General features: G+C 43.9%; 10 protein-coding genes. 5 read left to right on the top strand and 5 right to left on the bottom strand.

What is annotated here, in order from left to right; translation table 11 throughout:
• Positions 1–5 precede the first annotated feature (5 nt).
• From JCM16456_RS01360 to JCM16456_RS01350, 3 genes are all read left to right on the top strand, one after another.
• Entirely contained in the window at positions 6–887 is an 882-nt protein-coding gene (locus JCM16456_RS01360; protein WP_068711721.1) for a DMT family transporter, read from the top strand.
• Between the two features lie 172 nt (positions 888–1,059).
• Positions 1,060–2,592 carry a 2,3-bisphosphoglycerate-independent phosphoglycerate mutase gene (gene gpmM, locus JCM16456_RS01355; protein ID WP_068711719.1) on the top strand — a complete coding sequence of 511 codons (1,533 nt, stop codon included), beginning with the start codon at positions 1,060–1,062 and terminating at the stop codon, positions 2,590–2,592.
• Between the two features lie 163 nt (positions 2,593–2,755).
• Positions 2,756–3,892, top strand: coding sequence for a murein hydrolase activator EnvC family protein (locus JCM16456_RS01350; RefSeq protein WP_068711717.1), 1,137 nt, complete (start codon positions 2,756–2,758; stop codon positions 3,890–3,892).
• Between the two features lie 32 nt (positions 3,893–3,924).
• On the opposite strand, the gene JCM16456_RS01345 is transcribed toward JCM16456_RS01350, so the two are convergent.
• From JCM16456_RS01345 to hemE, 3 genes are all read right to left on the bottom strand, one after another.
• The gene (locus JCM16456_RS01345) at positions 3,925–4,887 is read right to left on the bottom strand and encodes an acetyltransferase (protein ID WP_068711715.1); all 963 of its coding nucleotides are present in this window, start codon (positions 4,885–4,887) and stop codon (positions 3,925–3,927) included.
• Positions 4,888–4,977: 90 nt separating this feature from the next.
• Entirely contained in the window at positions 4,978–5,613 is a 636-nt protein-coding gene (locus JCM16456_RS01340) for a TetR/AcrR family transcriptional regulator (RefSeq protein WP_068711713.1), read from the bottom strand.
• Between the two features lie 82 nt (positions 5,614–5,695).
• A complete protein-coding gene (gene hemE / locus JCM16456_RS01335; protein WP_068711711.1) occupies positions 5,696–6,766 on the bottom strand; it encodes a uroporphyrinogen decarboxylase in 1,071 nt (356 codons plus the stop codon).
• A gap of 152 nt (positions 6,767–6,918) precedes the next feature.
• Between hemE and JCM16456_RS23505 the strand changes: the two genes are divergently transcribed.
• Positions 6,919–7,086 carry a hypothetical protein gene (locus JCM16456_RS23505; protein ID WP_156430422.1) on the top strand — a complete coding sequence of 56 codons (168 nt, stop codon included), beginning with the start codon at positions 6,919–6,921 and terminating at the stop codon, positions 7,084–7,086.
• Between the two features lie 197 nt (positions 7,087–7,283).
• On the opposite strand, the gene nudC is transcribed toward JCM16456_RS23505, so the two are convergent.
• On the bottom strand, positions 7,284–8,063 hold the full coding sequence (nudC, locus tag JCM16456_RS01330; protein ID WP_068711709.1) for an NAD(+) diphosphatase: 780 nt from the start codon (positions 8,061–8,063) through the stop codon (positions 7,284–7,286).
• A gap of 181 nt (positions 8,064–8,244) precedes the next feature.
• Here nudC and JCM16456_RS01325 point away from each other — a divergent pair, with 181 nt between their 5' ends.
• A complete protein-coding gene (locus JCM16456_RS01325) occupies positions 8,245–8,733 on the top strand; it encodes an Rsd/AlgQ family anti-sigma factor (protein WP_068715832.1) in 489 nt (162 codons plus the stop codon).
• A gap of 98 nt (positions 8,734–8,831) precedes the next feature.
• Here JCM16456_RS01325 and rpoC read toward each other — a convergent pair whose 3' ends face one another.
• Positions 8,832–13,034, bottom strand: a complete 4,203-nt coding sequence (rpoC, locus tag JCM16456_RS01320) for a DNA-directed RNA polymerase subunit beta' (protein ID WP_068711707.1) — start codon at positions 13,032–13,034, stop codon at positions 8,832–8,834.
• Between the last annotated feature and the right edge of the window lie 80 nt (positions 13,035–13,114).

The raw sequence follows: 13,114 nt of genomic DNA, 5'->3' as shown, positions 1-13,114 counted from the left end.
ACTTCATGGGTTACGAATGGTTGGCGTTAGGCGCAGCTTTGCTTTGGGCAATCTCCAGCTTAATGTCGATAGTACCATCTAAACATCTTGGTTCTTTTGCTTATAGCCGCTGGCGCATGGGATGCACCTCAATAATTTTGACTCTATTTGCACTTTTTACGGGCGGGTGGAGTACGGTCGCCACCAGCGATATTTTGCCCATGGCATTATCTGGTCTTATTGGTATTTTTATTGGTGATACCGCACTGTTTGCTTGCCTCAACCGAATGGGACCACGCCAATCTGGTTTGCTGTTTTCCTGCCATGCTGTATTTTCTGCGGTATTAGGCTATTTCCTATTTAGCGAAACCATGACTAATCGGGAACTAATGGGGTCAACTTTAGTCTTTATTGGTGTATTAAGTGCGATATTCTTTGGTCGGAAAAAGAGTCATCGATTAGACAGTGTAAGTGGTCATTTAGGTGCTGGTATTGCTCTTGGCATCACCGCGGCAATTTGCCAAGCATTAGGCGGAATACTAGCAAAACCCGTTATGATGACGGATATTGACCCAATTGCCGCATCCGCCATACGTATGCTTACCGCATTTATTGCACACAGCACTCTACGTTTAACTGGCTATCGTATGGCGAAAGCAACCCAAAAAATGACACCGACAATTTTTGCCATAACATTCGTTAACGGTTTTCTGGCAATGGCGGTGGGTATGACCCTTATCATGTACGCATTACGAGATGGAAATGTCGGCATGGTTGCGTTATTGTCTTCTACCACTCCAATTATGTTATTACCAATTATCTGGTTGTACACGAAGCAATGTCCAAACCGGTATGCTTGGTCAGGCGCTTTTGTCGCTGTGCTAGGCACTGGAATATTGGTGTACTAGGGTACGTAATATCCTTACACCTAAAATGGTTACTAATTTACCACTTACGACTCTCTGTCGGGGTTAATCACATTGATAGGTAGAATCATTGATCTTAACCTACTGCAAAGAGGAAAAAGTGTAGTAAAATTACGCTAATTTCAGTTACTTTGAATTTGACGAGGTCAATACTATGTCAGCTAAGAAGCCTATGGCTCTAGTCATTCTTGACGGGTGGGGTTACCGTGAAGACAACAGCAACAATGCGATTAACAACGCAAAGACCCCTGTTCTAGACGGTCTAGCAGCAAACAACCCACATACTCTGATTTCAGCCTCTGGTTTAGACGTAGGTCTACCTGATGGTCAAATGGGTAACTCTGAAGTAGGTCACACAAACATCGGTGCAGGCCGTATCGTTTATCAAGACCTAACGCGCATTACTAAAGCTATCCAAGATGGTGAATTCCAAACAAACGAAGTGTTGGTTTCAGCCATTGATAAAGCAGCAAAAAATGGTAAAGCAGTACACATCATGGGGCTTATGTCTCCAGGTGGCGTACACTCTCACGAAGATCACATCTATGCTGCAGTTGAACTAGCCGCCGCTCGTGGTGCAGAAAAAATCTTCCTCCACTGCTTCCTTGATGGTCGTGATACTCCACCTCGCAGCGCAGAAGCTTCCCTAAAACGCTTTGACGAACTGTTTGCTAAATTGGGCAAAGGTCGTACTGCATCTTTGATCGGTCGTTACTACGCAATGGACCGTGACAACAACTGGGATCGCGTACAAAAAGCTTACGACGTTCTTGTTGAAGCAAAAGGTGAATTCACTGCAGATTCAGCAGTTGCTGGCCTTGAAGCAGCTTACGCTCGTGAAGAAAACGACGAATTCGTGAAAGCGACTGTCGTTTGTGCAGCAGGTCAAGAGTCTTCAGCAATTGAAGATGGCGACACTGTTTTGTTCATGAACTACCGTGCCGACCGTGCTCGTGAAATCACTCGTACTTTCGTTACAGATTTCGCAGGCTTTGAACGTGCTAAGTTCCCAGCAATTGATTTCGTTATGCTAACTCAATACGCTGCGGACATTCCTCTAGCTTGTGCTTACCCACCAGCGTCTCTAACAAACACTTACGGTGAATGGCTAGCAAAAGCAGGTAAAACTCAGCTACGTATTTCTGAAACTGAAAAATACGCGCACGTAACGTTCTTCTTCAACGGTGGTGTAGAAACTGAATTTAATGGTGAAGATCGTCAAATTGTTGCTTCTCCAAAAGTTGCAACGTACGACCTACAACCAGAAATGAGTTCAGGTGAACTGACTGACAAACTCGTTGCTGCAATCAAGTCTGGTAAATACGACGCGATCATCTGTAACTACCCGAATGGCGACATGGTTGGTCACACTGGCGTATACGATGCAGCAGTTCAAGCTTGTGAAGCAGTTGACGCTTGTGTTGGTCGTATCGTTGAAGCAATTAAAGAAGTGGATGGTCAACTGTTGATCACGGCTGACCACGGTAATGCTGAAATGATGGTTAACCCTGAAACAGGTGGTATCCACACAGCTCACACTAACCTTCCTGTACCTCTAATCTATGTTGGTAACAAAGATTTTGAATTCAAAGAAGGCGGTAAACTGTCTGACCTAGCTCCAACCATGTTGGCGCTAACAGATACTGAAATTCCTACGGAAATGACTGGCCAAGTGCTGTTCAAATAATGCCGTTTGCATCACAATTGAAAGGGCCTCCAATGCGAGGCCTTTTTTGTATTTCATTCTTCAATTGTGCATAGAATGACAAACTTTTTGCATGGCACACTCGCCTCACTTACCGCTTTGAGTAATACTGTCTCGCTATACATGGTAAATAAAACTAATCACTATGACGTTTAAGACTCACCGCTCTCGCTTTTTCAACTTAGTTACATCAGCAACTGCACTCATTTTGATCCTATTTTTGTCTGTTAGCGCTCATGCGGCGTCTCAACAAGAATTGAAAGGAGTAAGCGGTGAAATTCAGCGTCAAAAGCAGTCGTTATCTCAACAACAAAAAGAGTTAGATAAACTACAACAAGAGTTGAAAAAGCAAGAGCTGGATATCGCAAGTCAAAAAAAGCAAATCAATGAGACAAAACTGCAACAAAAGAAAGCAAACCAAAACATAGCGCAACTCCAACATAAAATTGCCCAACTTGAAGCAAAGCGTAAAGAGCAAACCGATATTCTTACCAAGCTCATGCAAACTTACTACATCACCAAACGAGCAAGCGCCAGTGGCAACTTGCTAAATACTGGAGTGGAAGAAGATCGCATTAGCCAGTATTACCAACACCTAGCAAAATCTCGCACTCAAGCGATTCAAACACTTGAGAGAACCCATCAAGAGCTAGACAACAGTGAACATCAATTAAAGCTGGAACGAGATCAAATTACCTCGCTCTTAGAAAAACAAACCAAGAAATACCAAGCACTTGCCAATAGCCAGCAACAACGACACAGCACCATTAGCAAAATTCGAAAAGGCATTTCTGGGGACAAGGTTTACCTAGCTGAACTTCAGCGTAATGAAACACGCTTAAAAGCAGAAATTGCCAAAGCAGCGAAACGTAATGCGGTCCCTATGGATGGTTTAGCACGACAAAGAGGGAAGCTGCCTTGGCCGATTAAAGGCTCGTTACTGCATCGTTATGGCGATTATCAGGGTGGACAAATAAACTGGAAAGGGATTGTTATTCGCGCCAATTACGGCGAACCAGTTAAAGCCGTATATCCCGGAACCATTGTTTTCTCTGATTACCTACGTGGCTATGGTTTGATGGTACTTATCGACCATGGTAGAGGGGATATGACACTGTATGGTTTCAACCAAGCTCTCACCAAAAAAGAGGGGGATAAAGTGAGAGCGGGAGAAACCATTGCTCTTGCGGGAGATACCGGAGGACAACCACAACCAGCAGTCTATTTTGAAGTAAGACGCAATAGCCAAGCAGTCAACCCAACATCCTGGTTAACTCGCTAGTAGTTTGCTCCCCAAGTAACATCAAGATGCTATTAATATTGATAAAAGTTTGCCACCTTGCTGATCAGCTCGTCGAGCTGTTCAGCAGGTAAATTGTTAATGCCACCTGCACCTTCACGGCCTCCCCCAGTTGCAAACTCACTGCATAACTTACCAGCACCTTGTTTATTGGAAAGAGGGGCTCGCAGTGAAACGGTATAAGCTTGCCCACTATTCATTTCCGTAAGAACCAGATGGGCTTGATTAGGAGACTCGTTAGCTAGCTGATTACCATATACACCACTAATACGGTATGACGCAGACGTTGGCGGCAAAAGGAAAACCCGCAAGCAATCACTTTCCCAATAAGGAGTGATAGATTGAGCTAGGGCCATATCTTGCTCATAACCTTTTTTTAACTGGTAATAAGGCGACCCAGTATCAGTAATCGCAGCAAATGGACTGTCGTATTGGCATAAAGTGCGAAACAATTCTGCGGGGTGATAGTGCAGTTCATCTACCGCTCGGCCATAACCGTTATAATTAATCAGTGTACCTAATTCACATAACTGACTCTGTTCTTGTTGAGAGTAACCCGCTATTTCTGCTAATTCAGTTGCTTTTGCTATCAGGTTATCGCCAAAGGCAGCCGTAATCGCCCAAGCATGAAACTGCCCTTCTAACAAACGGTCGACAATTAATCCAGTACACATATTAGGGTCGGTATCAATATGCGCGTCAAGTAAGGGATGTTGAGGAATTTCCCCCGGAAGGTGATGATCCGCGTAAAAGACGGGGACATCGTGTTCGAGCACTTTTGCCAGTGCCGCATTATTTTTTGCCATGGAGACATCTAACACGGTGACACTATCACCGGCTTGACAGTTTATCTGCTCAACAAGCTCAATATCGCGCTTAATACCGGTAATTAAAGTGCTGGAAATAGGGTTGGCTAAACGAAGCTGAAGAAGAGCGATGATGCCATCGGCATCACCGTTAAAGATGTCATAATGCATATCAAACCGTTTACTGAGTCAATTCACTCAGTCACGTTACCAGCATTAACCTTTCTTGCCCAAGACAGAAAGGTTATATCTCATTTCTTTTTAAGCATGCATCGCGCGCACACCTTCTTCCAACAGTTGCAGCTGCTCATATCCGGTTGCTGTAGCAGTCGGTTTTACGATAGAGATAATTTGTAACACACCTTGATGAATCACTGACTCTGTAATACGAGTTTTAGGCGACATAGCAGAACGATACGCAAGCCAAGAAGAGGCCACGATATGAAGAGTTGTCGCTGTTTTCTGCATATCTTGCTCAGCAATATCTAACAAATCCATTTCCACAAAAGCTCGGATAATATTGATTAGATTTGCTTGGAGCTTATCTTGTACTGCAATATATTCCGCGTGTAATTGATCATCTCGCTGCAAAATATCTGGTAAGTTTGCGTAGAAAAAACGGTAACGCCACATCAAAGTAAAGATCGAATCGAGATAATGCTTAAGTAAAGTTAAACTCTCGTACTGCCCTTGTAGCGGTGTAAAACGTTCAATCAATTCTGCTGAATACAATTTAAATATTTCACGCACAATTTCTTGTTTATTACGGAAATGGTAGTACAAATTACCCGGACTAATATCGATATGGGCAGCGATATGGTTAGTCGTAATGCTACGCTCCCCATTATCATTAAACAGTTCTAATGCAGCATAAACAATTCGGTCTTTCGTTTTCATCGAAGAGGATTCCCTCACTACGTTCGCAATTTACCAAGTTCGTTCTGTAATGTAGGCACTGCAATACAGTGCCAATGAGTACTTATTTATTTGAGTGATAAGGCTTAGACAGTTCATGAACGGCATCCACAAACACACCCGCATTTTCAGGTGGCACGTCAAGATGAATACCATGACCTAAGTTAAATACATGTCCAGTACCTTCGCCAAACCCCGCTAAAATATTGCCAACTTCTTCACGAATACGATCGTGTTGTGCATACAGCATAGATGGATCCATATTGCCTTGCAGTGCAACTTTGTCACCAATACGCGCTTTCGCATCCGCAATATTAATGGTCCAATCTAAACCAACAGCATCGCAACCTGTTGCAGCAATCTTTTCAAGCCACATGCCGCCATTCTTGGTGAATAAGGTTATAGGTACGCGAAGACCATCATTTTCACGAATTAATCCATCCACAATTTTGTGCATGTATTGCAAAGAGAAGTCGTTGTAATCTCTTGGTGTTAGTACTCCACCCCACGTATCAAATACCATCACCGATTGAGCGCCCGCTTTAATTTGTGCGTTCAAATAATCAATGACACTATCCGCTAATTTATCAAGCAACAGATGCAAGGTATGTGGGTCGCTATACATCATTTTTTTGATCTTAGTGAATGCTTTTGAGCTTCCACCTTCAACCATATAAGTCGCTAATGTCCAAGGGCTACCAGAGAAACCAATCAGAGGAACTTCTCCTTGTAGATCTTTGCGGATTTGACGTACCGCATTCATCACATACTGCAGCTCACCTTCAGGGTCTGGTATGCCGATACGCTCCACATCTGCTCGACAAGTAATTGGCTTATCAAATACAGGGCCTTCGCCTGTTTCAAAACGTAAGCCTAACCCCATTGCATCGGGAATAGTCAAAATATCGGAAAACAAAATGGCCGCATCCAAAGGGAAACGACGCAAAGGCTGCAAAGTCACTTCTGAAGCAAGTTCAGCATTACGACACAAGGACATAAAATCGCCAGCGATAGCGCGAGTTTCACGGTACTCAGGCAAATAACGTCCAGCCTGACGCATCATCCATACAGGAGTGCAATCGACCGGTTGTTTAAGCAAGGCGCGTAAATAACGATCGTTTTTTAATTCTGTCATTCCGTCTTCCAATTATTCTTCTATTAGCTGATTTACTGGGCAGGTATTCTAACACCCTTCTATAAGGAAAACCGCTCGGCTTTGTTATCCAGTTCAAGTAATTAAGCGATAAATCAATAAATATTTTGCTACTATACCCAAATGACCTCAAGATGCAGACTTCAGAGCTTCATCAACGAGCACAGGTCAAGCTCAATGACGGAAGGAATGGTCATTCCCTTTCAACGTCATTGGGCGCAGAAATGGGCTTGTTGATGAGCTCCCAAGGGGCGAGTTGTATTCGCTCCTATGCTGCGTTACCGATTTTCTACGTAGAATAACTATGTATTCAAATCGGTGCCTTGCCTATGAACGAATACATTCTCGCTGAAACCGCATCTTGAGGTTACTTGGGTATATTTATCAAAATGTTACAAATTTGTTCGCTCACTACACAATAATAAAAGTAGCAGGTACTCAAACTACCGACATCTCATAACGACATATTACTTACCCCCTCCTTCTTGGAGGGATTTTTTTATTTGCCCTGTTCTAAAATAGTAGCAACCGTATGTTCAATCAGTTCGCGAGCGATCGTACCTTTAGGTGCTAGCTCTGGTAGGGTATCAGGGCTAAACCACTGTGCATCACTTAATTCGCTGTAATCAGGTTTCACTTCTCCACCAGCGTATTCAGCCAAAAAGCCCATCATCATGTTGGAAGGGAATGCCCACGGCTGACTACCAAAATAGCGAATATTAGTAATTTGTAAGCCCGTTTCTTCTTGAACTTCACGTGCCACACACTCTTCCAACGTTTCTCCAGACTCAACAAAACCAGCAATAACCGTATACATTCCGGTTTTATGGCGTGGATGCTGAGCCAGTAAGATCTGATTTTCTTTTCTCACAGCAACAATGACGCATGGGGAAATACGCGGATAGTGCAATGTACGACAATCTTGGCACTGCATTGCCGTCTGATTATGATTGAAATAGTTGCGCCCCCCACAGTTTGGACAAAAACGTTGCGATTGAGTCATGTGACCATATTGAACCGCTTTACTCAATAAATGAAAACGAGTTGTATCAAGCGCTAATAAGCTACGTAAAGAAACCAATTCAGGGACGGTTTCAAGCTCATCAGCATTAATCCAATATACCGGTGAATCTTGATAACTACCGATCTGAACTGCTTGTGATACAGGAAGTTGGAACTGCTCGGCAGTGCCAAAAGGGATATCACCATCAACACTCCAAACCTCAGTTCCTGAAACAACACACCAATAAGCGTTTTTCTCATCACTATTCTTTAACATTTTTGATCCTCATTTCTTGAAGTCACTTCATTTTACTGGCAATCTGATTTCATGCCAGAGTTTGTAGTTGTTGGTTAAATGTTCTATAAATTCTTGTATACCCAATAGGTTTTTTTCCATTTTTTATTCCTATGAGCCATAGAATAATCATCGTTTGATGATGAGCCATGAGGGCATTGTTATGCTAAATAAACTGAAAAAAACACAAGAACAGTGGGGTGGCTCCAGCGACGTTATTGACCATTGGTTAAACAAAAGACAAGTGCTGATCGTCGCCTATTGCAAACTAGCTAATCTGCAGCCAAGTGCTGCTAAAGCAACGATAGCTGAGCTACCATCACCTATTGAGCTTCAGGTCTTCTGCCAAGACCTCGTTGATTACATTTCGGAAGGACATTTCAAAATATACGATATGGTGATGAACAAATGGCACGCCACCGGTTTTCACGCCACAGATGATATCAATGCCACTTATGGCGATATTATTGAAACGAATGAACCTTTACTAAGCTTCACAGATAAATACGCAACGATTGCTGACGATGAAGATTTAGAAGATCTGGATCATGATCTTTCCGAAGTGGGAGAAGCACTAGAGCAACGCTTTGGTATCGAAGATTCATTAATTCAATTAATTGCCGATAGCTTAGCTGTACCTCCTGGTGCATAGCACACAGATAACGTAGAACATTTCAGATTTTATTATCAAAAACAAAACGGCAAGTAATAAAAAAGGCACCCTAAGGTGCCTTTTTTTATCGCTGTCGATTACTCGTCAGAAGAGAAACCAGCGTTTAGCAATGCAGCAAGGTTATCTGTTGCTTGTTCAACAGAAGGGCCTTCTTTCTGCGCTTCGCGCTTAGCTTGACGTTCTTGGTGGTATGCGAAACCAGTACCAGCTGGGATCAGACGACCAACAATTACGTTCTCTTTCAAGCCGCGTAGTTCATCACGTTTACCAGATACAGCCGCTTCAGTAAGAACGCGAGTTGTTTCTTGGAACGATGCAGCAGAGATGAATGACTCAGTTGCAAGAGAGGCTTTAGTGATACCTAATAGCTCACGTTCAAAACGTGCAGGCTCTTTGCCTTCAGCTTCTAGATCACGGTTAGCAATCTTAACTTGTGCGTATTCAACCTGTTCACCCGGTAGGAATTCAGAATCCCCAGCATGAGTGATAGTACACTTACGTAGCATTTGACGAACGATAGTTTCAATGTGCTTATCGTTAATCTTAACGCCTTGTAGACGGTATACTTCCTGAACTTCGTTAGTGATGTACTGAGTCACAGCGTGAACACCACGTAGACGTAGAATGTCATGTGGAGACTCTGGACCATCAGCAATTACGTCACCACGTTCAACACGTTCACCTTCAAACACGTTCAACTGACGATGCTTAGGAATCATCTCTTCGTAAGCGTCACCGCCATCACGAGTGATTACTAGACGACGTTTACCTTTCGTTTCTTTACCGAATGACACAGTACCTGTGTGTTCAGCAAGAATTGCAGGCTCTTTCGGTTTACGAGCTTCGAACAAGTCAGCAACGCGTGGAAGACCACCGGTGATATCTTTGTTACCGCCAGATTTTTGAGGAATACGAGCTAGCGTATCACCCACGTTAACTTCCGCGCCATCTTCGATGTTTACAATTGCTTTGCCAGGTAGGAAGTATTGAGCTGGCATATCAGTACCAGGAATCGTTACATCATTACCTTTCTCATCAACAAGTTTGATTGCTGGACGCATATCTTTACCTGCTGATGGACGAGCTGCTGCATCAGTTACTTCGCTTGAAGATAGACCTGTTAGGTCATCAGTCTGGCGAGAAACCGTTACACCGTCGATCATGTCAACAAACTGGATGCGACCTGCCACTTCAGTGATGATTGGCAGTGTGTGCGCTTCCCAGTTTGCAACTACGTCACCAACTTCTACGCCGTCATTATCACCTTTACTTAGGTGAGAACCGTAAGGAAGTTTGTGTTTCTCTTTAGTACGACCGAATTCGTCAATGATGGTTAGCTCAGAAGCACGAGACGTGATAACTAGCTTACCTTCTTTGTTTGTTACGAATTTAGCGTTGTGCAGTTTAACAGAACCTTTGTTCTTCGCTTTGATGCTGTTTTCCGCTGCTGCTGTCGATGCCGCACCACCGATATGGAACGTACGCATGGTAAGCTGTGTACCAGGTTCACCGATTGACTGAGCTGCGATAACACCAACTGCTTCACCTTGGTTCACCATATGACCGCGAGCTAGGTCACGACCGTAACATAGTGAACAACAACCGAAGTCAGAATCACAGGTTACCACTGAACGTACGAAGATTTGGTCAACTGAATTTTCATTCAGGATTTGACACCATTTCTCGTCGATCAACGTGTTACGAGGAACAAGAACTTCTTCAGTACCAGGGATCAGAACATCTTCTGCAACCACACGACCAAGAACAAGTTCAGTCAGTGCTACTTTAACGTCACCACCCTCGATGTGAGGAGTCATAACAACGCCTTCGTGCGTGCCACAGTCGTGTTCAGTAACAACCACGTCTTGTGCAACGTCTACTAGACGACGAGTCAAGTAACCCGAGTTCGCTGTCTTCAATGCTGTATCCGCAAGACCCTTACGAGCACCGTGCGTTGAGATAAAGTACTGAAGTACGTTTAGACCTTCTTTAAAGTTCGCGGTGATTGGCGTTTCGATGATTGAACCATCTGGACGAGCCATCAGACCACGCATACCAGCAAGCTGACGAATCTGAGCTGCAGAACCACGCGCACCAGAGTCGGCCATCATGTAGATGCTGTTGAACGACTCTTGTTGTTCTTCTTCACCATCACGGTTGATAACAGTTTCAGATGACAAGTTAGCCATCATCGCTTTAGCAACACGGTCGTTGGTAGAAGCCCAGATATCGATCACTTTGTTGTAGCGTTCGCCCGCTGTTACAAGACCAGATTGGAACTGTTCTTGAATTTCACGAACTTCTTCTTCCGCTGCAGAGATCTCAGTGTATTTCGCTGGTGGAACAACCATGTCGTCGATACCAACAGAAACACCAGAAAGTGCTGCGTAAGCAAAACCTGTGTACATGATTTGGTCAGCGAAGATAACAGTATCTTTCAGACCTAGCTTACGGTAAGCCACGTTCAACAGGTTAGAAATCTGTTTCTTACCAAGTTTTTGGTTGATAACAGAGTATGGCAGACCTTTCGGTACGATTTGCCATAGCATTGCACGACCAACGGTAGTATCTACCATCTTAGTTTCAGTCGTGGTATTGCCATCGTCATCAATTACAGTCTCGGTAATACGTACTTTAACTCGAGCGTGCAACGTAGCGGTCTTGGTGCGGTACGCTTTCTCAGCCTCTTTAGGGCCAGCAAGGTACATACCTTCGCCTTTGTCGTTGATTTTCGAACGAGTCATGTAGTACAGACCCAATACAACGTCCTGAGAAGGTACGATGATCGGATCACCTGACGCTGGCGACAGAATGTTATTCGTCGACATCATCAGTGTACGAGCTTCAAGTTGAGCTTCTAGCGTTAGCGGTACGTGTACCGCCATTTGGTCACCATCGAAGTCCGCGTTGTACGCCGCACAAACCAACGGGTGAAGCTGAATCGCTTTACCTTCGATTAGTACAGGTTCAAATGCCTGGATACCCAAACGGTGCAGTGTTGGTGCACGGTTAAGCATTACAGGGTGTTCACGAATTACTTCGTCTAGGATATCCCAAACAACTGCTTCTTCGCGCTCAACCATTTTCTTCGCAGCTTTGATTGTAGTCGCAAGACCACGAGTCTCTAGCTTGCTGTAGATGAATGGTTTGAACAGCTCAAGTGCCATCTTCTTAGGAAGACCACATTGGTGTAGGTGTAGGTATGGACCAACTGTGATAACAGAACGGCCTGAGTAGTCTACACGTTTACCAAGAAGGTTCTGACGGAAACGACCTTGTTTACCCTTGATCATATCAGCAAGAGATTTCAGAGGACGCTTGTTAGAACCAGTGATCGCACGACCACGACGACCGTTATCAAGAAGCGCATCAACAGACTCTTGCAACATACGTTTTTCGTTACGTACGATGATGTCCGGAGCAGCTAGCTCTAGAAGGCGTTTCAAACGGTTGTTACGGTTGATCACACGACGGTAAAGATCGTTCAGATCAGAAGTCGCAAAGCGACCGCCGTCTAGTGGAACTAGAGGACGAAGATCTGGCGGAAGAACTGGAAGAACAGTTAGGATCATCCATTCTGGTTTATTACCAGAAGTAACGAACGCTTCAACCAATTTCAAACGCTTAGTGATTTTCTTGCGTTTTGTTTCAGAGTTAGTGGTTTGTAACTCTTCACGCATCATCTCAACTTCTGCAGGAAGATCCATAGATTGAAGCAGATCTTTGATCGCTTCTGCACCCATCTTAGCGGTGAATTCATCACCCCACTCTTCTAGGCGATCTAGGTATTCTTCTTCAGTCAGCATCTGACCTTTTTCAAGATCAGTCATGCCTGGCTCAGTCACTACATACATTTCGAAGTAAAGTACACGTTCGATGTCACGTAGCGGCATATCCATTAATAGACCGATACGAGATGGTAGTGATTTTAGGAACCAGATGTGAGCAACAGGAGAAGCAAGTTCGATGTGACCCATACGTTCACGGCGAACTTTAGTTTGTGTAACTTCTACGCCACACTTCTCACAGATAACACCACGGTGTTTCAGACGCTTGTATTTGCCACAAAGACATTCATAGTCTTTAACTGGACCAAAAATACGCGCACAGAACAAACCATCGCGCTCAGGTTTGAACGTACGATAGTTGATGGTCTCAGGTTTTTTAACTTCACCAAAAGACCATGAACGAATCATGTCTGGCGAAGAAAGACCGATTTTGATCGCGTCAAATTCTTCAGTCTTATGCTGTGCTTTTAGAAAGTTTAATAAGTCTTTCACAATCAGCTCCTGTAAGGAGTTAAAAGGAGCTTACCGAAGTAAGCACCTTCCTACCGAAAACCAATCTAGCAGCCCTCGAA

This window comes from Vibrio tritonius, assembly GCF_001547935.1.
Taxonomy (GTDB): Bacteria; Pseudomonadota; Gammaproteobacteria; order Enterobacterales; family Vibrionaceae; genus Vibrio; species Vibrio tritonius.
Note: the sequence above shows the minus strand (reverse complement) of the source record. Positions and strands in the feature narration are given on the sequence as shown.